General features: G+C 68.6%; 10 protein-coding genes and 3 pseudogenes. 1 reads left to right on the top strand and 12 read right to left on the bottom strand.

Translation table 11 applies throughout. From position 1 onward, the window contains the following. Positions 1-43: 43 nt before the first annotated feature. The 8 genes and pseudogenes from ACTWQF_RS10195 to ACTWQF_RS10230 form a co-directional block, all read right to left on the bottom strand. Positions 44-1,240 carry a cytochrome P450 family protein gene (locus tag ACTWQF_RS10195; protein ID WP_443278844.1) on the bottom strand — a complete coding sequence of 399 codons (1,197 nt, stop codon included), beginning with the start codon at positions 1,238-1,240 and terminating at the stop codon, positions 44-46. Further along, entirely contained in the window at positions 1,237-1,899 is a 663-nt protein-coding gene (locus tag ACTWQF_RS10200; RefSeq protein WP_443278845.1) for a glutathione S-transferase family protein, read from the bottom strand. Before ACTWQF_RS10200 ends, ACTWQF_RS10195 begins: the two co-directional genes overlap by 4 nt. After that, positions 1,896-5,177 carry a type I polyketide synthase gene (locus tag ACTWQF_RS10205; RefSeq protein WP_443278846.1) on the bottom strand — a complete coding sequence of 1,094 codons (3,282 nt, stop codon included), beginning with the start codon at positions 5,175-5,177 and terminating at the stop codon, positions 1,896-1,898. Before ACTWQF_RS10205 ends, ACTWQF_RS10200 begins: the two co-directional genes overlap by 4 nt. After that, positions 5,174-10,462 (bottom strand): type I polyketide synthase, encoded by a 5,289-nt coding sequence (locus tag ACTWQF_RS10210; RefSeq protein WP_443278847.1) that lies wholly within the window; start codon positions 10,460-10,462, stop codon positions 5,174-5,176. The genes ACTWQF_RS10205 and ACTWQF_RS10210 overlap by 4 nt, the downstream gene beginning before the upstream one ends. Next, the gene (locus tag ACTWQF_RS10215) at positions 10,455-16,916 is read right to left on the bottom strand and encodes an acyltransferase domain-containing protein (protein ID WP_443278848.1); all 6,462 of its coding nucleotides are present in this window, start codon (positions 16,914-16,916) and stop codon (positions 10,455-10,457) included. The genes ACTWQF_RS10210 and ACTWQF_RS10215 overlap by 8 nt, the downstream gene beginning before the upstream one ends. 484 nt (positions 16,917-17,400) lie before the next feature. Continuing rightward, positions 17,401-17,562 carry a hypothetical protein gene (locus ACTWQF_RS10220; RefSeq protein ID WP_443278849.1) on the bottom strand — a complete coding sequence of 54 codons (162 nt, stop codon included), beginning with the start codon at positions 17,560-17,562 and terminating at the stop codon, positions 17,401-17,403. A gap of 237 nt (positions 17,563-17,799) precedes the next feature. Beyond that, positions 17,800-17,955, bottom strand: a pseudogene (locus tag ACTWQF_RS10225) (transposase); the annotation flags it as partial. Between the two features lie 31 nt (positions 17,956-17,986). After that, the gene (locus tag ACTWQF_RS10230; RefSeq protein ID WP_443278850.1) at positions 17,987-18,349 is read right to left on the bottom strand and encodes a transposase; all 363 of its coding nucleotides are present in this window, start codon (positions 18,347-18,349) and stop codon (positions 17,987-17,989) included. 325 nt (positions 18,350-18,674) lie between these two features. Here ACTWQF_RS10230 and ACTWQF_RS10235 point away from each other — a divergent pair. Next, positions 18,675-19,331, top strand: a pseudogene (locus tag ACTWQF_RS10235) (transposase); the annotation flags it as partial. A 169-nt stretch (positions 19,332-19,500) separates the two neighbouring features. Here the strand turns inward: ACTWQF_RS10235 and ACTWQF_RS10240 are convergent. The 4 genes and pseudogenes from ACTWQF_RS10240 to ACTWQF_RS10255 all read right to left on the bottom strand — a co-directional run bounded on the left by ACTWQF_RS10240 (position 19,501) and on the right by ACTWQF_RS10255 (position 23,013). Next, positions 19,501-20,978, bottom strand: a pseudogene (locus ACTWQF_RS10240) (NAD-dependent succinate-semialdehyde dehydrogenase). A gap of 5 nt (positions 20,979-20,983) precedes the next feature. Next, positions 20,984-22,258 (bottom strand): aminotransferase family protein, encoded by a 1,275-nt coding sequence (locus ACTWQF_RS10245; RefSeq protein ID WP_443278851.1) that lies wholly within the window; start codon positions 22,256-22,258, stop codon positions 20,984-20,986. A gap of 24 nt (positions 22,259-22,282) precedes the next feature. Further along, a complete protein-coding gene (locus ACTWQF_RS10250) occupies positions 22,283-22,537 on the bottom strand; it encodes an SDR family oxidoreductase (protein WP_443278852.1) in 255 nt (84 codons plus the stop codon). A 14-nt stretch (positions 22,538-22,551) separates the two neighbouring features. Next, positions 22,552-23,013 carry an SDR family NAD(P)-dependent oxidoreductase gene (locus ACTWQF_RS10255; RefSeq protein WP_443278853.1) on the bottom strand — a complete coding sequence of 154 codons (462 nt, stop codon included), beginning with the start codon at positions 23,011-23,013 and terminating at the stop codon, positions 22,552-22,554. Positions 23,014-23,017 lie beyond the last annotated feature (4 nt).

The following is a 23,017-nucleotide window of genomic DNA, read 5'->3' on the forward strand; positions in this document are numbered from 1 at the left end:
CACTGTTCCGAACGGTGCCGAAAGACGCTTCGGTGGGGCCGCCTCAGGGCTCCCAGGTGACCGGCAGTGTCTCCAAGCCATGGACGAACACGCCGTCCTTCCACCGCAACGTGTCCGACTCCACGGCGAACGCCAACTTGGGGGCAGTCCGCAGCAGGGTGTCGATGGCCACCGTGGCCTCCAGGCGTGCCAGCGCGGCGCCGAGGCAGAAATGGGTGCCGAGACCGAACCCGAGATGCCGGTTCGGTGTCCTGGTGATGTCGAATCGCTGTGCGTCGGCGAACTGCTCGGGATCGTGATGCGCGGAGAGCAGCGAGCCGGTGACCATCTCCTCCGCCGGGATGACCACGCCACGGAACTCGACATCGCTCAACGGGAACGCGCCGGTGGTGTTCTTCACCGGCGGGCAGTAGCGCAGCACCTCCTCGACGGCGGAGCCGATCAGCACGGGGTCGGTGCGCAAGCGCCGCAGCTGGTCCGGGTGGCGCAGGAGCGCCCATACGCCGTTGCCGATCAGATTCCCAGTGGTCTCGAAGCCCGCCGCGATCAAAACGAAGAGCATGCTCATCAGCTCAGTCGACGACAGCCGGTCACCGCTCTCCTCGGCCGCGATCAGCGCGCTGGTGAGGTCGTTCCGCGGGCTGCGGCGGCGCAGCGCGAGGAACTGCTCCAGGTACTGTTCGAACTCGGTGGCCATGCGCCGCAACGCGTCAAAGTCGCCCGGGGCCACCAGGATGCCCGTCCACTCCCGGAATCGTTCCTGGTCCTCCTCCGGGACCCCGATCAGCTCGGTGAGCACGGCGAGGGGCAGCCGGAAGGCCAGGACGTCCAGCAGATCCACCGAGTCCTGTTGCTGTGCTTCGGCGAGCAGCTTTCCGGCGGCATCGGCGATGTACGGGTGCAGGTCCCTGATGCGGCGTGGTGTGAACGCCTTCGCCACCAGTGACCTAAGCCTGGTGTGATCGGGTGGCTCCGCGTAGAGCATGTGCTTGTCGAGCCGTTCCAGCTCGGACACCTTGAAGTACTGGGAGCGCGCGTGATCGGAGAGCTTGTGCTTGGCCTTGCTGAAGCGGGGATCACGCAGCAACTCCGCCACATCGGCGTAGCGGGTCACGACCCATTCCGGCGCGCCCTGATGGGGGTTTATCAGGCGTACCACGGGCGCCTCGGCCCGCATCGTGGCGAGCGTCGGCAGCGGGTCCACGCTCATGTGCTCGCCCCACACGTCGAACCTGTTCATTCCATTGCTTCCAATACCCTGCCCACCTTCATCCACGTCGGACGCTTGCTGATCTCCTGCCACCATCTGGACATGTTCGGCCGCTCGGTCACCAGGTCGCCTCCGCCGGAGGCGAAGAGGTACTGGAGGTAGGGCAGCCAGGTGACCTCGGCGAGCGAGAACTCAGGACCCGCGAGGAACTGCTGCCCGGCCAGCGTTGTCTCGGCGACGTCAAAGGCCTCGGCCAGTTCGGCACGGGCGGTACTGATCCCGGCGGCGTCCGGCGGAGGCGGCATCAGCTTGGCGCCCGGGCTGCGCCGGATGATGTCGTAGACCGGGCCGCCTCTGACCAGCGTCCATACGGGGCCGCTGATGTAGGACTGCTCGATGCTGATCCACTGTTCCATCAACCCGCGTCGGCGGATGTCGGCAGGGGTCAGCAGCGGGCCGGGCAGCCGCTGGTCGAGGTAGCGGATGATCGCCCTGGACTCGTACAGCAGGAAGCCGTCGTCCTCCAGCACCGGTATCTCTCCGAAAGGCTGGCGGGCCCGGTGTTCCGGCGATTTGTCCTCGCCCTTGAGGACGCTCACCTCGACCAGTTCCGCCTCGTAGCCCTTCTCGGCCAGCACCATCAGCACCTTGTGCGTGCAGGCGCTGGTGGTCGTCCCATAGACCTTCACAGCGTGTCATCCTCCGTTCCGTCCGTAACGAGCAGGTCCAGCAGGTACCGGGCGATGGCCCGGGCCGTCGGATAATCGAACGCCAGGGTCGCGGGAAGTGCCCAGCCGGTCCGTGCGGAAAGTTCATGCCGCAGTTGCACGGTCATCAGAGAGTCCATGCCGAGCTCCATCAGCGACTGGTCGGCCATGGCCTCCAGCGGCGAGGAAAGTCCCAATACCGTGGCCACGTCGGTACACACGGCAGCCACGACGGCGGCTTCTCGCTCGGTCTCGGAGAGGATGAGCAGTTCCTCCAGCCAGGAGTCCGGACTCTCCGCCTCGGCCCGTCCTGTGGCATGCAACGTCCAGCCCTCTTCGCCTGCCCTGGTGTACACGGTGACCACCGCTGCAGCGCCGTCCGACGCGGTCACGACCAGTTGTACGCGGCATGGCGCCGGCAGCCTCCCCCGCGTGGCGAAGTCGCTGACCCGTACCGTGTCCACGTCCAGCGCGGCCTCCGCGGCCGCCCGCACCGCGATTTGCACGCTCACCTCATCCGCGACGGCCGTCCACTCCGCGTCGAACACCGCCAGAGTGCCCGCGACGTCCAGCCGGGTCCCGAGCAGCGGGTCCAGCATTGTGGCGCTCCGCTGTGCTTTGGGAACATCCAGCCAGTGGCGTTTGCGCTGCCACCGATAGGCAGGCAGGGACACCACTCGGCGGCGCTCCGGGTACAGCCGGGCGAAGTCGACGGGATACCCGCTCGTGTAGAGCGCGCCCATGGCGCTGAGCAGCCCCCGAACCTCTGGCTGTTCCCGGCGCAGCGTGGGTATCACCGTTGCTTCGTCGAGATCGTTCCGGACATGACCCGACAGCACAGGATGCGGTGCCACTTCGACGAAGACCCGGTGCCCATCGGCGTGCGCGGCCCGCACCGCGTCCGCGAACAGGACCGGCTGCCTCATATTGGCCGTCCAGTACACAGCGGTCAGCTCGTCGCCGGCGACCTGTTCACCACGCACCGTGCTGTACAGGGCGCACTTCGTCGAGCCTGCCCCGACGGGGCCCAGATCCCGTGCGAGCCGCTCGGCCGGCGAAGTCATCCGCGGTGAGTGGAACGCGTAGTCCACGTCCAGCCCGCGGCAGCGTGCCCCTTGTGCCCGAAGGCGTTCGACGACTTCGGCCAGATCGTCCACGGCACCCGACAACACAACGGAGCGGGCGTCGTTGACCGCAGCCACCACGACGTCGGTGTCCATGCTGGACAACACGGCTGATACGTCCGCCGGACCGAGCGCGACCGCGGCCATCGCCCCCGATCCGCTGGCGCCCGCCATCGCCCGGCCGCGCAGGACCACCAGCCGGACGGCCTCGGGCAGGCTCAGCGCACCGGCTATGTGTGCGGCCGCGATCTCGCCCACGCTGTGTCCGACCACGGCGTCCGGTTCCACACCCCACGAGGACAGCAACGCCGCCAACGCTACCTGCACGCCGAACAGCACGGGCTGGGCGATCTCGGTCAGTCGTGCCGCGGCGGGCTCTGCGATTTCCTCCAGCAGTGAGAACGACGCGTGCCGTGCGACGAGCGCGTCGCACTCCGTGAGTGCGGCGGCGAAGACGGGTTCGGTGGCCAGCAGCTCTCTTGCCATCCCGTCCCACCGAGCCCCCTGCCCGGAGAAGACGTAGGTCACCGTGGGTCGGTCAGTGGCCTTCGGCCCCGGGGTGACCGCGCGCAGCGCGTCCGCCAGTTCCGTCGCGGATCCGCCGACGACAGCAAGTCTTCGTTCGTGGTGCTCGCGTCTGACCCCGCAGGTGTAGGCGACATCCCGCAGATCGTCAGCCTGCTCCAGGAAGCCCGCGTACGCTTGCGCCAGCTCGGTCAACGCCTTCGGGGTCCGTGCCGACAGCGGCAGCAGTACCGGGCCCTCGGCGGGCTCCGCAGGTTCGGTCTCCGGTGGCTCGGCGACGATGACGTGTGCGTTGGTACCACTCATGCCGAACGAGCTGACCCCGGCGAGACGCGGCGTCTCCCCGGCTGTCCACGACACCGTGCCGCGAGGAATCTCGAACGGAGTGCCCGCCAAGGAGATCCTCGGGTTGAGGGTGTTGAAGTGGAGGTTCCCCGGAATCTCCTTGTGCCGCAGCGCCAGCACGGCCTTGATCAGCCCGGCTATACCGGCTGCGGCTTCCAGATGCCCGATGTTGCTCTTCACCGCGCCGAGCACACAGCGGGAACCGTCCGGCCTGGGTGCGCCGAACGCCTCCGCCAGCGCCTCGATCTCGATCGGATCCCCGAGCGCCGTGCCGGTGCCGTGGGTTTCCACATAGCCGATCTCCGCTGCGCGGACTCCCGCGTTGGTCAGCGCCTTGTGCAGCACTTCCCGTTGCGCCGTGACGTTCGGCGCGGTCAGCCCGGCCGACCGGCCGTCGGAGTTCACCGCGCTGCCGCGCAGGACGGCCAGCACGCGGTCGTTGTCGGCGAGGGCGTCGGACAGCAGCTTCAGCACGATGAAACCGCAGCCCTCGCCACGGACGAACCCGTTGGCACGCGCGTCGAAGGTGCGGCACCGGCCATCGGGCGACAGGGCCTGGAGATCGGCCACCATCTCGGTGGTCGAGTCGGTGAGGATCAGGTTCACGCCGCCGGCCAGCGCCAGTGAGCTCTCGCCACTGCGCAGACTCTGCATCGCCAGATGAACGGCTACCAGTGACGAGGAACATGCGGTGTCCACCGCCATGTTCGGTCCGCGCAGCCCCAGCGTGTACGACAGCCGGCCCGGGCCGAAGCAATGGGTCGTACCGGTGCCCGTATGGCCGTCCCGTGCGCCTGCTTCCGAGCTGAGCAGCAGGTAATCGTTGGTGGTCATGCCGACGAATACACCGGTGTCGCTGCCCGAGAGCCGCCGTGGCACGATTCCGGCATCCTCCAGCGCGTCCCATGCGACCTCGAGGAGTAGCCGTTGCTGGGGATCGAGCCGCTCCGCCTCCCGCGGTGAGATGCCGAAGAACGCCGCGTCGAACTCGTCCGTACCGGACAGGAACGCACCCCATCTCACCGCGTCCACCGGGGACTGGGTGAGACGTTCGGAAACCGTGTCCGTCCCGTCGGACAACAATCGCCACAGAGCCTCCGGATCGTCCGAGCCTCCGGGGAAGCGGCAGCCCATGCCGATCACCGCGACGGGCTCGGTTTTCTCCCGATGGAGCCGCTCGACCCGCTCCTCCAGCTCGCGCAGCGCGGTTGCCGCCTTGACCAGCCGCGAGCGGTACCTGGCCTCGATGTCCCCGCCGGTACTCATCCCCGGCCGCCTCCTTCGATACGGTCGATCGCGCTGTCGATCAGCGCGAGCAGTTCGTCGGTGCCCAGCCCGTGGAGGCCGTCGGGGGCGGCGGCCTCTGCCATGCCGAGCTTGTCCAGCAGCTGCTCGCTCAGCGCGGCCACGGTCGGCGAGGTGAACAGCACCGTGATGGACAACCGCGCGCCGAGCGCAGACTCCAGGCGGTTGCGCAGTTCGAGAGCCATCAACGAGTCCACACCCATGCCGGTGAACACGGCGGAGGGGTCGATCCGCCCGGGGTCGAGGTGCAGGATGCGGCCGAGCTGTTCGGTGACCACGTCCTCGATCAGCCGACGGCGCTGCTGGGGACCTGCGGCGCGCAGCCGGCTGTAGAAGTCCGTGCCTGCCGAGGCGTCCGGTGAGGTGACCCACTCCGCGTCGCGCAGCTCGGCGAAGATCGACGCCCCCGCGGCGGCCGGATAGAACTCCAGCCACTGCCGCAGGTTCAGCTTCACCGCGGCTATCTGGCCGATCGTGCCCAGCAGCAGTCGGCCGAGAACTTCGGTGCCCTCCTCCGGGGTGATCGTGCCTACGCCCCGGTACGCCAGGCGCTGCTCGTCGGCGTCCCTAGCGGCCATGATGCCCGCCTGGGAGTACAGACCCCAGTCCACACACAGCGCGGGGGCGCCTAGGGCCCGGCGGTGCCGGGCGAGTGCACCGAGGAAGGCGTTGGCCGCGGTGTAGTTGGCCTGGCCCGGCGAGCCCAGCAGAACGGCGGCCGATGAGTACAGCAAGAAGAAGTCGAGCTTACGGTTCTCGGTGAGGGCGTGCAGGTTCCACGCGCCCTGCACCTTCGGCGCCATGACCCTGTCGTACTGCTCCGCGTTCATGCGCAGCACAGTGCTGTCGTCGAGCACCATCGCCGCGTGCACAACGCCGCGCAGAGGCGGCATTCGCGCCTCGATGTCGGTGAGCACGCCTGCCAGTTCGTCCCGGCAAGTCACGTCCGCGGTGGCGACGACCACTTCGGCGCCGCCCGCTCTGATCTCGTCGATGCGCTGTTCGGCTTCCGGTGAAAGGCCGCGGCGGCCCACCAGCACCAGATGCCGGGCGCCATGCTCGGCCAGCCATCCGGCCAGGCCGAGTCCCAGCCCGCCGAGACCACCGGTGATGAGGTAGGTGCCGTCGCCCATAGTGGCCTGTCCCGGTGCCGCGTCGACCGAGGAGCGGACGAGCCGGGCCGCGTGCCGTCCGCCGGAACGCAGGGCGACTTCGTCCTCGCCGTCAGGGGCGATCAGCTCGGGCAGAAGTTCCCGCGCTGCCTGGCGCCGTTCCCACTGGGGGTCGATGTCCACCCGGGTGCAGTTCAGCTCGGGCTGCTCCATGGCCAGCGACCTGGCCAACCCCCACAGTGGTGCCTGCGACACCTCGACCGGTCCGCCGTCGACGTCCTGCGCTCCCTTGGTGACCAGCCACAAGCGGGGATGGTCGCGCCAGCGGCGGCGTGCGATCGCGCGAACGAGGCTCATTGTGCTGAGCCCCGCGAGCTGTTGGTCCTCCATCAGCGTTTCCGCCGTGGTGTGCTGGGTGGTGGTGGTGTCCAGGCTCCACAGATGTACCACTCCCGCACACGCCGGCCCATCGCCGAGAGCCCTGTCGAGCAGGTCGTTCCACGCGTCGTCGTTGGCATGGTCGATCTCCTGCGCCGCGACGACGACGCATTTCTCACCGCGCTGTTCGAGCTCGGCGGCGAGCGCGGTTCCAACCCCCGACCGGTCGGCGAGCACGATCCACGGGCCGGTGGAGGGCAGGTCGGCCGAGGGCATCGCGAGCTGCTCCAGGGCACGCCACTCCAACTCGTAGAGCCAGTCCGCGTATGGTGGCGCGCTGGTCAGCGTCCGTACCGCGAGCCCCTCGACCTCGATGAGGACCTGCCCCTCGTCATTGAGGACCAGCAGGGAGCCTGCGTCCCCGGTGGGATCCAGGCGTGCGTGCACCCACACCCGTCCCCCCGGCCTGCGATGCAACCTCAGCCGACGCATGCTCACCGGTACGGCCAAAGCTCGTGATCCCTGTGTGCCCATCAGGCTGCCCAGCACCTGGAAGCACGCGTCCAGGAGCGCGGGGTGGCACACGTAGGGGGCAGCGGGGACAGGAAGGGAGACGAGTCCGATCCCCTCGCCGTTTCCGGTCCACATCTCCTCCACACCGCGGAAGGCGGGTCCGTAGTCGATGCTGTGCCGCGCGTACTGCTCGTAGTGTTCCGCCGCCGTCACCGGGGTGGGGCACCGTCGCCGTATCTCCCACGGCGGCTCGCTGGAGGGCGCCGCGGTCGTGTCCGAGAGGCGTACGGAACCGTATGCGCAGCGCGTCCACGGCTCGTCGGAGGTGAGGCGGGCGAACACCTCGAAGCGGTCCGCTTCCTCAATGAGCTGTACGAATCCCGAACCGTTCTGTTCCAGCACCGCCATATGGATGAAGGAAACGTCCTCCAGCACTGAAGGCGAGACCGATGAGCCCAGAGCCAGCTCCACATAGGCCGTGGCCGGAAGGACCACCGAACCGTCGACCTTGTGGTCGGCCAGGAACGGCAGGTCCAGCTTGCGTTCCCGGACCCGGGTACCCGGCGACGACGCCGGGCTGACGGGCTCGCCCAGCAGGGGATGCCCGTCGGCGGACCGCGCTACCGGGGAAGCGTCCACCCAGTACCGTTCGCGCTGCCACGGATAGGTGGGCAACTTCGCACACCGGCCACCGTCGGGGTGCAACGCCGTCCATGTCACAGGGAAGCCGCGGACGTACAGTTCGGCCAGTGATTCCAGGAACACCGACCGCTCGCCGTGTTCCCGCCGCGACGACGGAAACGCCGTCCCCTCGTCCTCTTCGATCGCAGGCAGAAGGATCGGATGGGGGCTCACTTCGACGAACAGGGTGTTTCTATCCGCCATGAGCTCTTTGACGGCTTGTGAGAACAACACTGGTGCACGGAGGTTCCGCACCCAGTACGTGGAATCCAGCTCCGCACCGTCGCATGGCCGTGCCAGCACTGTGGAATGCATCCGCACGGTGGTGGAGCTCGGCGTAAGGCCGTCGAGTTCGCGCAGCAGCTCATCAGTGAGCGCATCCACCTGGGGGCTGTGCGAGGCGACCTCAACCTTGATGCGGCGGCAGAAGACGCCCGCCTTGGACAGCTCCGCCAGCAGCTCCTCCAGTGTCCCGGGGTCGCCGGACAGGACGGTCGTCCGCGCGCTGTTGGCGGCTGCGACCGAGATCCGCTCGGCGAAGGGGGACACCACGCGCCGCGCCTGCACGAGTGGCAGTTCGACGAGCATCATCGCGCCCCGCCCGCTCAACCGGAGCAACAACCGGCTGCGACGGCAGACGATTCGTACCGCGTCGGCCAGGGTGAGGGCTCCAGCCACGTGAGCTGCGGCCACCTCACCCATGCTGTGGCCCACCACCGCGTCCGGCTCCACGCCTTTCGACCGCCACAGGGCGGCGAGCCCTGTCTGTATCGCGAACAGGAGGGGCTGTACGACGTCGATGCGGTCCAGTCGTGCTGAGGCCGCGTCGGCGTGCAGCTCCTCGGTGAGCGACCAGCCCGTCTCGTCTCGGACTGCTTTGTCACAGGCATCGATCGCCTTGCGGAAAGCGGGCTCGTGCTCGTACAGCTCCCGCCCCATGCCGAGCCATTGCGAGCCTTGCCCCGGGAAGACGAACACCACCTTGGGCCGCGCCGCCACGGCGCCCGTGATCAGACGCGGTGCGGCCGGTCCGTCCAAGACGAACGCGGCTCGGTGCGTGTGGTGGGGGCGCCGCACGGCTGCGGTGTAGGCGAGGTCCTCCGGGTCGTCCCGGCCTTCGTCCAAGAGTCTTCGGTAGGCGTCGACCAGTTCGTCCAGCGCTGCCTGGTCACGCGCCGAGACGGGGATCAGAGCGGGACTGCCCGGGACCGCGGCCGATGTGCCGGGAGTGGTCACGGGCGCCTCGGCCAGGATGAGATGTGCGTTGGTGCCGCTGATACCGAATGAGCTGACACCCGCCATGCGCGGCCGACCGTCCCGCTGCGGCCACGGGAGGGGCGTGTCCGGCAGGGTGAGCGCGGTCGCGGACAGGTCGATACGCGGGTTCAGCGTGCGCAGGTGCAGGTTCGCCGGGACCCGCTCGTGCTGCATGGCGAGCACCGTCTTGATGACTGCAGTGACTCCGGCCGCGGCCTCCAGATGCCCGATGTTGGTCTTCACCGCGCCGAGCACACAGCGGGAACCGTCCGGCCTCGGCGCGCCGTACACGTCCGTCAGTGCGTCGACCTCGATCGGATCACCGAGCGGTGTACCGGTGCCGTGAGTCTCCACGTACCCGATGTCCGCGCCATCGGCTTCCGCACTGCGCAGAGCCTGCCGCAGCAGGGCCTTCTGGGCGGACACGTTCGGCGCGGTGAGGCCCGAGGAACGGCCGTCGGAGTTCACCGCGCCACCGCGTATCACGGCGAGCACCTGGTCACGGTCGGCCAGGGCGTCGGACAGCCGCTTGAGCACCAGCATCCCGCAGCCCTCGCCCCTGACATAGCCGTTGGCCCGGGCGTCGAAGGTCTTGCAGCGGCCATCCGGGGACAGTGCCCGCGCCCTGGCCATCATGTCGGTCATGTCAGGGGCCAGCATCAGGCTCACACCGCCTGCCAGCGCCATCGTGCTCTCCTGGGCCCGCAGACTCTGGCACGCCAGGTGAATGGCGACCAGCGAGGAGGAACAGGCAGTGTCCACCACCATGCTCGGTCCATGCAGGCCCAGCACGTAGGACAGCCGCCCGGCCGGGAAGGAGTGGCCGTTGCCCGTCACCGTGTAGATGTCGCGCTCGCCAGTACTCACCTTGTCGTAATCGTTCACCACGACTCCGACGAAGACGCCGGTGGATGTACCGACGAGCCGGTCCGGTGGCTGTCCGGCGCGTTCGAGCGCTTCCCAGGTGACTTCGAGCAACAGCCGCTGTTGGGGGTCCATCGCCTTGGCCTCGCGCGGCGCGATCCCGAAGAACGCGGCGTCGAATGTGTCCACGCTGGACAGGAATCCACCCCAGGGGACAGTGCCGGCCTCCCAGCGGTCCCGGGGGACCTCGGTGACCGCGTCCACCCCTTCGTCGACGAGGTGCCAGAACTCCTCCGGGCTCGCCGCGCCCCCGGGAAGGCGGCAGCCCATTCCGATGATGGCAATCGGCTCAGTCCTCGCCCGCTGCTCGGCGTCGAGCCTGGCCTGGAGCTTCTTGATGGTGAGGAGGGCTTGTTTGACGGCTGACGACTGCTCATTCATTGTGTGGTCCCTCACTGAAGAGCCGGATGCTCTCCTTGAGGAGCGATTCCGCCTCACTGTCGGACATGCAGGCGATGTCCTGTTCCAATTCGGTCCAGTCGTCCCAAGTCGGCGCCTGGCCCTCCTGCCCGGATTCCGCCGTGGACTCGGCGAGGCCGAGTGCTTCGAGGACATGAGTCGCCAGCGTGGCGATGGTGGAGTAGGTGAACAGCAAGGCGACGGACAGGTTCACGCCAAGCGTCGACTCCAGGCGGTTGCGCAGTTCGACCGCCATCAGCGATTCCAGCCCCATGCTCCGGAACGTCGTCTCCCGGCCGAGGGCAGCGGACTCCTGACGCAGCGTCAAAGTTAGCTGCTCGATCAGATGCTCTTCGACGAGTGCAAGCCGCTGCGGGGGGTCGGCCGCTGTCAGCCGCTCGTGGAATGAGCCGGTTTCCTGCGCAGCTTGCTCCAGTCCGTCCAGCATCGGTGTGCCGGTGGCGCTCGGCCAGGACTCGAACCAGTGCCGGAGATTCAGCTTCATGACGGCCAGTTGTCCGACACCCGAGCCCAGGGCGCGGCTCAGCGCTCGTCGGCCCTCCACGGAGGTCACGCCCTCGACACCCATGGCGGTCAGCTCGGCCGGCGCCCAGTTCACACTCAGCCCGGCCAGTCCCAGCGCGCGGCGATGATGTGCGATCGCGTCCAGGAACGCGCTGTTCGCGGCCTCGCCGGGGCAGCCGAGCAAGGATGCGGCCGAGGAGTACAGCACGAATATGTCCAGCGGATGTCCGAGCATCCGCTGATGGAGCTCCCACGCACAACGGTGTTCGGCGCAGATGATTCCGCGAAGTGGTGCTGTGATTCTCCGGGCATCGGTGAACAGCGCCGCCACGTCGTCGGGTGATCCGTCGGAGACGAGGATCGTGCGTGCTCCGTGGTCGGTCAGCCATTCGGTCAGCGACTCCGCCAGTGCGCCGTCCGCCGTGACGACGAGATAGGTGCCTTCCCCACGCAGGGAGATCTCTCGATCGGCCGGGAGGTTCGCGTTCACCAGACGGGCCACATACCTGCCTTCGGAACGGAGCGCGACATCGGTCTCCCGGTAGCCGTGCCGCAACTCGGCCGCCAGCGCGGCTGTCTCGTCATCGTCGGGTTCGGGGCCGAGATCGACCCTGCTGCACCTCAACTCGGCATAGTCGAGCGCGATCGCGCGGCCAAGCCCCCACAGTGGCGCGTGCTCGACGGATACCGGGTGCTGCTCCTCACCGACTGCCTGCGCTGTACGGGTCACCAGCCAGAGCCTGGGTATGTCCCGCCACCCCAGACCCATGAGCGCGTCCGCCAGAGCCGACACACTCGCAGCGCCTTGGTTCCACATGTGCACCACGCCTGTGGCTGCGGTCCCTTCAAGGACCGTGCGCAAGGACTGCGGGTCCATGGGATCGGCCTGGTGGGGTGTCACGACGACGCAATGGCTTCCCAGCTCGCGCAGTTTCCCGGCGAGGACCGCACCGGGGCCCTCCTCGTCGGCCAGTACCACCCAGGAGCCGGGAGGGTGCGATGATGGTGATTCGAGATCCTGCCGCTGCCAGTCCAGGGTGTACAGGTGGCCGTTCAGCCGATCCTGGTCGGCGTCGGCAGGGACCGGTCGCAGCCCTACGCCTTCGATCCTGACGAGGACGTGGCCCTCGTCGTCGAGCAGATACAGGTCACCGCCGTCGTCCCGCAGGCGACCGTACGCCCAGACCTCGCCCAGCGGTGGCCGGAGGACCCGCACCCGGCCCAGTGCCGTCACGAGGTGCCCCGCGGACTCGTTGCGCAGGGCCACCACTGCCTGGAGACACGTGTCGAGCAACGCGGGATGTATGTGGTAGTCGGCGACGCGGTGCCGCTCTTCCTCAACCGGTGCGACACGTGCCAGCACCTCGCCCTGACCGAACCAGATTTCCCTTACCCCACGGAGGCTTTCGCCCGCCTCAAGTCCGGCCTCAGCCAGTCGGCGATAGTGCTCCTCGCTGTCCCGGCCCGTCGGCATGCGTTGTCGGATCAGCTCCGGAGTCTCGTGTACGCGCTCCGGTCCGGCGTCGAGCCGGACCGTGGCCACCATGTGCCGCACCCAGGTGTCACCGCTGCGGCTGGATACCTGGAGCAGCCGGTCGCTGATCACCGTCTGTGCGGTCGGTGCGTCGGCCTCGTCCACGTCGAGCATCTGCTCGAACGCGAGATCGGCGAGCTCGATGTCCGATGTGGGGAACGCCTGAGCTGCCGCTGCCAGGGCCATCTCGACGAACACGGCGGCCGACAGCACGGTCTTCCCTCGCACTCGCAGATCGGCCAGGTAGGGCAACCGCGCAGGGGTCAGCTCACGCTGCCAGAAATGGGTGCCGACGTCGACGGAAGACGTCAGGCGCGAGCCGAGCAGCGGGTGCCCGGCTTGCGTGGACGTCGCGGCGAGCCAGTAGCGCTTCCGCTGCCACGCGTAGGGAGGCAGCGGTACGACCTGACCCGGGCCGAGGAGCTGTTCGAAGGCCACCGGGCAACCACGTACATGGAGCGCACCGGCCGCCTGGCGCAGCGCGGAGTGTTCGTCCTCGCCGCGTCGCAAGGACCCGATGACCCCGCCGTGAACGTCACGTTCCGACAGGCACAGACGCACATTCTCCAGCAGGACCGGATGCGCTCCCACCTCAAGGAACACACGATGGCCGGCCGATATCGCGCCATCGACGGCATCAGCGAAACGCACGGTCTGCCTGGTGTTCCCGGCCCAGTACGCGGCGTCCAGTGATTCGCCCTTGATCGGCTCGCCGGTGACGGTGCTGTAGATCGGCAGTTCGCCCCGGACTGTCCGTACGGCACCGAGCGTGCGTTCCAACTCGTCACCGGCGGGCGCCATCTGCTGACTATGGAAAGCGTAGTCAACACGCAGCTCACGGCAGTGGACGCCGTCATGCCGCAGCTGCTCCAGGATTTCGGTCAGCGCGCCGGTTTCCCCGGAGACCACCACAGAACCAGGGTCGTTGATCGCCGCGATCGTGAGCCGATCACCGTACTCGGCAAGTATCGGCTCCATCCGGTCGGCCGGCAGATCAACCGCGGCCATTCCCCCCGTGCCAGGCGCGCGCCCCATCAGCAGACCCCGGTGATGGACCACGCGCAACGCCTCGGGAAGGGACAGAGCTCCCGCGATATGGGCCGCCGCAATCTCGCCGACACTGTGGCCGATCACGGCTGCCGGGGTGATCCCCCACGACTGCCACAGCCGGGCCAATGCGATCTCGACCGCGAACAAGGCCGGTTGAGCCACCGCGGTCTGGTCGAGACGGCTCGTTGCCCGCGGCGCGCACAGTTCGGCCGACAACGACCAGCCGGTCAGCGGGCGCAGCAGTTCCTCGCACTCTTCGATGACGCCGCGGAACACCGGCTCGTCCCTCAGGAGCGTTCGCCCCATTCCCGCCCACTGCGAACCCTGCCCCGAGAACAGGAACACGACCTGGGGTGTTTCACGCTGGTGTACCTCGGCCGTCTCGGCCGCGCCGGACACGGCATTACGCAGCGACTCGGCCATCTCCTCCCGTGAGGAAGCGACCACCGCGAGCCGGTGTTCGTGGTGGTCGCGTCGTGCCCCAGCGGTGTAGCAGATGTCGTGCAACGCGACATCGCGCTGTACCAGCAGATGGTCCGCCATCGTCGAGGCCGCCTCGTGCAACGCTTCGCGTGTCCGCCCCGAGAGGACCAGCAATTCGGCCCGCTCCTGATGTGCCTGTACGGGCACGCCGAGGGCGTACATGGTTCCCAGCGAGTCGATCAGTGTGGACCGCCCACGGTCGCCCCTTCGCAGTGACGGCACGGCCAAGGCGCCGTGCTGTTCGATTGCATCGCTGAGGACCGGGTGCGGGTCCGCATCGAGGAGGACGCGGTATCCGTCGGAGAGCAGGCTGCGTATGACGCCGGTGAGCTGCCATGGCTCGCGTTCGGTACGCAACCAATGCTCGGCGTCCAGCTCCTCGCCGTCCATCCGTTTCCCTGTGACCGAGGAGTAGAACGGCCTTCGGCACCGTCTGGGGCTCAGACCGGCCAGCGCCTTGCGGATGTCGGGCAGCAACTCGTCCACATACGGGCTGTGCGAGGCATAGCTGACCCTGATCAGCCCGCACCGCACCGATCGCGCCGCCAGTGCGTCAAGGATCACGCGCAGTGTGTCCCCGTCGCCCGAGAGTACGGTGGACCGGGGACCCGCGCTGCCGGCCAGCCACACCATCCCCTCGTGTTCCCGGACCAGCTCGCGGGCTTCCTCCGCCGACAGCTCGACGACGGCCATTCCGCCCCGCCCCGTCAGCCGGTGTGCGATCCGGCTGCGCCTGCACATGATCATGGCGGCCTCGTCGAGACGGAGGGCACCGGCCACGTACGCGGCCGCGACTTCTCCCATGCTCATTCCCGCGACGGCGTCCGGCTCGACGCCCCAGTCGCGCCACAACTCGGCGATGGCGACCTGTACGGCGAAGATCACGGGCTGGGCGAGCTCGGTGGACTCGATCCAGTCGGTGTCCGCGGATGCCAGCAGACGGCTCAGCGACCAGTCCACGTGCGGGCTCATTGCCGCCTCGCAGTCCGCGATCGCCCCGCGGAACGCCGGTTCCTCCCGCATCAGTTGCGCCCCCATGCCGACCCACTGGGAACCTTGGCCACCGAACAGGAACGCGATCCTCGGCCGGTCGCCGTCCCCCCGGCCGACGGCCACACCGGGAACGGCGTGACCGTTGAGGAAGCTCTCCACACCCTTGGTGAGGTCGCCGCGGTCGCGAAAGGAGATGGCGAGCCGGTGCGGGCCCTGCGCTGTCATGTCCGCGGTGTACGACTGGTCGACAGGGGGCAACTCCCCGGCGGCGATCAGGCCGCGTGCCCTGTCGCGCAGGTCGTCCTCGGTGTCGGCGGACAGCCGCAACAAGTGCATGGGCGCAGGAGCGCCACCTTCGAGGACTACATGGCAGTTCGTCCCGCCGAACCCGAACGCGCTTACCCCGGCGAGGAGGCGGCCGTCCTCGTCACCGGTCCACTCCTCCAGTTCCCGGGGCACGCGTAGGCGCCAGTCCTGGAACGGAATATGACGGTTCGGCTCCTCGAATTGCGCGCTCGGCGGCAGTGCCCGGTGGCGCATCGCCATGATGGTCTTGATCAGCCCCGCGATCCCGCCCGCGGGCTCCAAGTGCCCGATAGTGCTCTTGACCGAGCCAATGGCCAGCGGGCGTTCCTGGGGGCGGCCCGCGCACAGTACCGCACTGAGCGCGCCCGCCTCGATCGGGTCACCGAGCAGGGTCCCGGTGCCGTGCGCTTCGACGTACTGGACGTCGGCGGGTGCCACGCCCGCGCGGGCATAGGCGTCGTGCAGCACCTCCTCCTGCGCCTGTGGGTTCGGCGCTGTCAGGCCGTTGCTGAACCCGTCGTTGTTCACCGCACTGCCCCTGATCACGCAGTAGATCGGGTCTCCGTCGGCCAGCGCGCGGGCGAGCGGTTTCAGCACGACGACGCCGGCGCCCTCGCCCCTCCCGTAGCCGTCCGCCCGTGCGTCGAACGCCTTCGACCTGCCATCGGAGGCCAGCGCGCCGGACCGGGTCAGCGCGGTCATCGTGTCCGCGGCGAGCATCAGGCTCACCCCGCAGGCCAGCGCCAGGTCACATTCGCCACTTCGAAGGCTGCGCGCGGCAAGGTGCACCGCGACCAGCGAGGATGAGCATGCGGTGTTCACCTGCAGGCTCGGTCCGCGCAGACCGAAGGTGTAGGAGACACGGGCGGGGATCATGCTGGGGTCGCCACCGGCCAGCGTGTGCTGGGTGATCAGTTCCGGATCGGCACGGATGCCGGCGCCGTACTCGTTCCACATCGCGCCGACGAACACGCCGGTGCGGCTGCCGCCCAGCCCGTGCGGCGGGATCCCTGCGTCCTCCAGAGCCTCCCAGGCCAGCTCCAACGTCAGCCGCTGCTGCGGGTCCACGTGCACTGCCTCACGCGGGGAGATGCCGAAGAAGGCCGGGTCGAACAGATCTACCTGGTCAAGGAATCCACCGCGCGCCCGACCCGCCCAGCGGCCACCTGGGAGGTCGGTGACCGCGTCGTTCGCCTCGTCGGTCAGCAACCGCCAGAACTTTTCAGCGCTGGGGGCCTTCGGGAAGCGGCAGGCGAGTCCGACGATGGCGATGGGATCGTCCGTGCCCCGTGCCGGAGTCGGCGCCGTGGGCGCCTCCACCGCACCGGCGAGGTGGTCGGCCAGCGCGAACGGGCTCGGGTAGCGCCAGACGAGGGGTGGCCGAACCGGGTGGCCCACCGCTTGGCTCAGCTCGTCAGCGAGAGCGGTGAGGGTCCGCGAATCGAGCCCGTAGCGGGTGAACTGTTCGTGTCCGTCGATCGCCACCGGGTCGAGACCGGTCAACTCGGCGATGCGGGAGATGAGCCAGTTACGAAAGGACTCCACAGACCAAGACTGCATCAGTAGCACTCATCTCTCGTATGCACAAGACCCTATCTGGTGTATGGCTTGAACTCAATGTATCGCCTCTGAGTGGTCCTTGATCCCGTACGGGCGGCCTTCTTCTCCAGAAGCAGCGCCATCACTGATCAGGTCCTCGATTGAGCCGCACCTCGAAACGGCTGCGCGACCCCTCAACGCACCGCCACCAGCCCGGCAATGATGAGAAATTGTCCTATTCGTTTTGCTCGTGCTTCCCGCGGAGCAGAAGATGCGTTCCGGAGAAGCGCAGCCGGTGGCGCGGTGGAACTTGGCGGTGACCGGCTGGCCGGGCGGACTGCCCCCGCAGCAACTCCCCCCGGATTCGAGGGGCGTCGGCAGACGCCGTACTGCGGTGTCGCCGCGGTAGCTGTGACGTTGTTGTCCGCCCGTGCGACCACGGCCCGGGCACACGGCAATGACGTGTCCCACAGCAGGCTGCCGAAGATAGTTACTTGAGTACACGCGCGCAGTCGTCGGCGCCGTAGCGAGTCAGTCCGCAGGTGGTGAGGCTGTGGAACTCACCGTGAATCACGACGCGGTGGTGTACGGCCCACGCCTGGGGCGGGTTCGTGGCGGGCTTGTCGGCGGTGGTCTCTCGGGTGAACGGCATCGACTGCCCGGCGGCCTGCTCGCCTGTGAACAGTGTGTCGTCGGCCTGCTGCGGGGGCTGCTGGCGATGACGTGCGTTGTTACGTCGGAGGTCAGGGCGTCGGGGGCGTGACAACCGGCGATCTCGACCATGTCCGCAGGGGCGAGGTGGAGCCGGACGGCTTGCTCGACGGCCTGCTCGCAGCAGTCCTCCAGTCCGCCGACCGTAAGCAGGGGGCCGGGCGGCTAAGACCGTGTCCTATGTCGTGAGGCGGATGAGTCGTTTGTAGCAGCAGATGGCGGCGGCGAGGCCGAGGAAGGCCAGGTAGTTGCCCGGGTCGCGTTCGTAGCGGTGGTTGAGTCTGCGGTAGCCGGTCAGCCAGGACATAGTGCGCTCGATGACCCACCTGCGACGTACTTGCCCCGGTCAACAGGATTCGGACCTGTCAGGTCCCCCTTTTCAGGGCGTGCATGTTCACCGAGTCGACCGCGCACCGGGACCAGTCCAGGTCGCCGCGAGGGCCGAGCTCGTCGAGGATCAGGCGGTGGAGCTTCGCCCACACTCTGGCCTTCGACCACTCGGAGAAGCGGCGGTGGGCTGTGGCACCGGACGGTCCGAAGGACGCCGCGGGAAGTTGCTGCCAGGTGTAGCCGGACGTTGCCACGAACACGATCGCGGCCAGCACTTCCCGGTCACCGTGCCGACGACGACCACCACCCTGCGGCCTCGTCGGCACCTCCGGACACACCCGTACCGGCACTGGCTCGGCCGCGTCGTCGGGGGCAGTGCCGTCTTGTCGCCGTCGCATCCGCCGTCGCCGCGGAGGGGCATCGTGGCTCCGTCGTCGTCACGGTTGAAGTTGGGATGCTGGTACGACATGGAGAGAATGGGATCAGCCAGATCTTGGTCGATCTTCTGCCCTACCGGGAGCCCCGATGCCGTGTCCCGAGGTCATCTGGCGCATCGTCAAATCGGGAGAATCCCCTCATGCATCCCAGGATGCCTACCTATCCAAAACCGCCACCAGCATGGCGTCCCACCTGCACCGATGCAATAAATCACCGGCATTGCTCTGCCTAGCGAGGATGAGGATCGCTGAGGTCCTTGTTCCCGCCGCCGGAGGCACTTTCCAGGTGAAGAAGCGCATCGGTTCCTACCCGCGTGTCCGCGTCGAGGGCGGCGATCGCGGAGTGGTTTCGCAGGCCGGGGCGGTGCTGCTCGCAGAGACCGTCCGCAAGTCCGGTCCGGATGCGGCGACATCGGCGGCGCTTGAGCCGTGGCGGAAGGCTCGGGCGGTGCACGATCCGGGCAAGATCCTGCTGGATGTGGCGCTCGCCGTCGCCCTGGGCGGGGACTGCCTGGTCGATGTGGCCCTGCTGCGGGCCGAGCCGGCCGTGTTCGGGCCGGTGGCCTCCGACACCACGTTCTTCCGCCTGACCGGCACGCCGGCGTCGGGCGGGGCAGCGGGTCCTGGCCGCGCTGCGCACGCCCGTGCTGAAGTGCGCGAGCAGGTATGGCGGTTGGCCGGGGGTGCGGCGCCGGACGCGGGCGGGCAGGTGATCGTGGACATCGACGGGGTCCTCGTCCTGGCGCACTCCGAGGAGCAGGACGCCGCCGCGACCTGGAAGAAGACCTTCGGCCACCACCCGCTGATGGGGTTCGTCGACCACGGCCGGGGCGGGTCCGGCGAGCCGGTCGTGGGCCTGCTGCGGCCCGGCAACGTGGGCTCCAACACCGCCGCGGATCACATCGAGGCCACCAGACCAGCTGCTCCGCCAGGGCCACACCGCCGGCCCGGAGCTGGTCCGCCAGCTGATGTGCGAGCTGGGCCTGGTGCTCTGCCGGCCGAGGCCGAAGCGATGGTCCCTCACTCAGGCGGTGCCCGGTCCGGTGCCGGACCTCGTGGGCCGCGACTTCGCCGCCGAGGCAGGGGCGTCGCGGCGGGCCAACGAGGGCCTGTCAATCGGTCGGGCGCAAAGAGAGGTTGTAGTAGCGGATTTCCTCGTACTCCTCGAATCCCTCGCTGCTGCCCTCGCGTCCGAGTCCGGACTGCTTGACCCCGCCGAACGGTGCGGCCGCGTTCGAGGGGACGCCCTGGTTGATGCCGACCAGGCCGGTGGCCAGTTGGTCGGCCACGTTGAAGGCACGGTCGAGGTTCTCGGTGAAGACGTAGCCCGCCAGACCGTGCTCGGTGTCATTGGCGCGGGCGATGGCCTCGTCCTGGTGCGAGAAGCGCTGGATGGCGGCGATGGGCCCGAAGATCTCGGTGCGGGCGAGGTCGGCGTCAGCCGGTACGTGGTCCAGGAGCGTCGGCTCGAAGAACGTGCCGGGGTGGCTGGGAGCCGAGCCGCCGGTGAGCAGGTGTGCGCCGCGGCGGGTCGCGTCCTCGACCAGGCCGCCGAGTCTGGCCACAGCGCTGTTGTCGATGACGGGGCCGAGGCCGACGCCGGGGGCGAGTCCGTTGCCGACCTGCAAGGCGGCCAGTCGCTCGGTCAGGGCTTCGACGTAGGCGTCGGCGATACCGTTCTGGACGAAGATGCGATTGGCGGCGATGCACGACTGACCTCCGTTGCGCATCTTGGCGGCGAACGCCCCGTCGACGGCCCGTTCGAGGTCGGCATCGTCGAAGACCAGCAGCGGGGCGTTTCCGCCCAGTTCCATCGAGCTCTTCAGTACGTTGTCGGCCGCGAGGCGCAGGAGCAACTTGCCGACGCCGGTGGAACCGGTGAAGGAGACCTTGCGCACCCGTGCATCGGCCAGCACGGCGGTGCTGAAGGCGGGGGCGTCGGTGGTGTTGACGACCTGCACCAGTTCTTCGGGGACACCCGCTGCGATGGCGAGTTGGGCCGCGAAGATCGTGGTCAGGGGGTGTGCGGCGCGGGTTTGATGACGACGGGGCAGCCGGCGGCCAGCGCCGGGGCGATTTTGCGGGTGGCCATGGCGAGGGGGAAGTTCCACGGGGTGATGAGGACCGACAGCCCCACCGGTGCGCGCCGGGTGAACAGACGGGCCCCGCCGGTGGGAGCGTCGCGGAGGTTTCCGGCGGGGCGTACCGCTTCCTCGGCGTACCAGCGGATGAAGTCCGTGCCGTAGGTGACTTCGGCGCGGGCCTCGGCGAGCGGCTTGCCCATCTCGCGGGTGATGAGCAGGGCGATCATGTCGGCGTTGCTGAGGATCAGCTCGTACCAGGTGCGCAGGATGTCGGCGCGGTGCCGGGTGGTGGTGGCGGCCCAGGAGCGGCCTGACTCGTCGGCGCGGGCGACGGCGTCGAGGGCCTGCTGGACGTCGAAGTCGGGGACCTGGGCGATTGTCCGGCCGGTGGCCGGATCGTGGACGTCGAAGGTGCGGTTCACGCCGGGCACGGCGAGGTGGAGGTTGGCCAGGACCTTGTCGGAGTCGGCCAGGGCGGTCGGATCGGCGTCAGGGAGGATGCGCATGGTGGTCACTTGGCTTCCTGGGCGGAGAGGACAGTGTCGATGGCGGCCACGAGTTGCCGTATCTCGTCGTCGGTGGTGATGAACGGGGGGCTGATCTGGACGGTGTTGCCGCGCAGCGGCCGCGTGATGAAACCGTGTTCGACCAGTTCGTCGGTGACCGCTTCGGCGTTGATGTCGTCCGTGAGCGTGATGCCGCCCAGGAAACCTGCCACACGCGTCTCCACCACGGCTGCCCGGGCCGTAAGGCCGTTCAGTTCGCGGGCGAGCAGCTGCTCCAGTTCGGTCACTCGGGGCAGCAGCTTGTCCTCCTCGAGGAGGTCGAGGTTGCGCAGGGCGACGGCGGAGGCGGTCGCGTGCCCGGCGTAGGTGGCGCCATGGCGGAAGACGGGGGTGTCGGAGGAGTCCCGGTAGAATGGCTGCCAGATGTGGGGCGCGACAAGCACGCCGCCCAGCGGGGCGTATCCAGAGGTGACCCCCTTGGCGAAGGTGATCAGGTCGGGCCGCAGGCCGTACCGCTCGGAGGCGAACATGTGGCCCGTACGTCCGAACCCGGTGATGACCTCGTCGACGATGAGGAGAATGTCGTTCTCGCGGCAGATCCGCTGCACCCTCTCCAGGTAGCCGGGGGCAGGCGGGTTGACGCCGCCGGTGCCCTGGATGGGCTCGGTCACGATCGCCGCGATGTTCTCCGGGCCGATGTCGCGCACCGTGCGCTCGACCGCCTCGATGTCGTGGGTCGAGACGCGCGCGGTCTCGGGCACCAGGGACTCGCTGCCGTAGCCGGCGCGGTTGAAGTCCAGGCCGGCGATGCTGGTTCCGTAGGCGTGCAGGCCGTGGTAAGCGAACTCGCGGCTGAGTATCACGGTCTTGCCGGTGTGTCCCTCGCGCTGCCAGTGGCGGCGGGCGAGCTTGCAGGCGACGTCGATGGCATCGGAGCCACCGCTGTTGAGGATGACCTTGGGGTCGTCGATGGGCGAGAGCATGGCCAGGCGCTCTGCGAGTTCGACGGCTCGGTCGTTCAGGTAGCGGCCGAAGATGTGGTACGTCTCCAGGCGCCGCGTCTGCTCGTAGGCGGCCTCGGCGAGTTCGGGGCGGGAGTGGCCGACGTTCGCGTGCCACAGACCGGCCGTACCGTCGAACAGACGGCGGCCGTCCGTGGTGAAGACGTAGCTTCCTTCGGCGCGGTCGACGGTCAGCTGGCGTCCCAGGACGGACGGGATGTGGGCCTGGGCGCTCCAGAGGGCGGGACCGGTCAGGACGGACGGGTTCTCGTGGGACATGACTTTTTCCCTGGGGTGTGCGGGTTATTGGACGGTGTAGCCGCCGTCGATGGGAAGGGTGATGCCGGTGATGTAGTCGGCGTTGGATGAGGCCAAGAACGCGATGGCGTTTGCGACGTTCTGCGGGGTGGCCGGCCAGCCGAGCGGAATGCTGTTGCCGCTGTGCGGGCGGCGGCTTGTGGGTCCTTGTGGGAGCTGAGCCGTTGCCTCGTAGAGCGGGGTGCGGGTCGTGCCGGGTGCTACGGCGTTGACGCGGATGTTGTACGGCGCGAGTTCCACCGCGGCTGCTGCCGTCAGGGCCTTCTCGCGCCCTTGCTGGCGCTGTCGACGCCCATCGTGGGGACGCCGACCGTGGCCAGCCGGGAGGTGACGTTGATGGTGCTGCCGCCCGACTGCCGCATGGCGCGCCCTGCCGCCTGGAGGACGGCGATCGCGGCGAAGGTGTTGATCTCGAATGTGGCGCGGGTGTCGGCGGCGGGGGCGTGCAGCAGTGCTCCGGTGTGGTCGGCTGCCGCGTTGTTCACCACCACGTCCACCCTGTCGAACCGGTCGACGGCGGCCAAGAGGCGGTCGGGTTCGCCGTCCCGGGTAGATCGGCCCGAACGAAACAGGCGTTGTCGGCGCCCGATCTCACGCGTCAGGGCCTCGCCTCGTTCGCCGCAACGGCCGCTGAGGAGCACAGCGGATCCGTCATGGTGGAGTCGCCGGGCGGCTTCGGCGCCTATCCCGGAGGTGGCGCCCGTGACGAGAGCCACCCGA

It is taken from the genome of Streptomyces sp. 8N114 (genome assembly GCF_052245835.1).
In the GTDB taxonomy this organism is placed as follows: Bacteria; Actinomycetota; Actinomycetes; order Streptomycetales; family Streptomycetaceae; genus Streptomyces.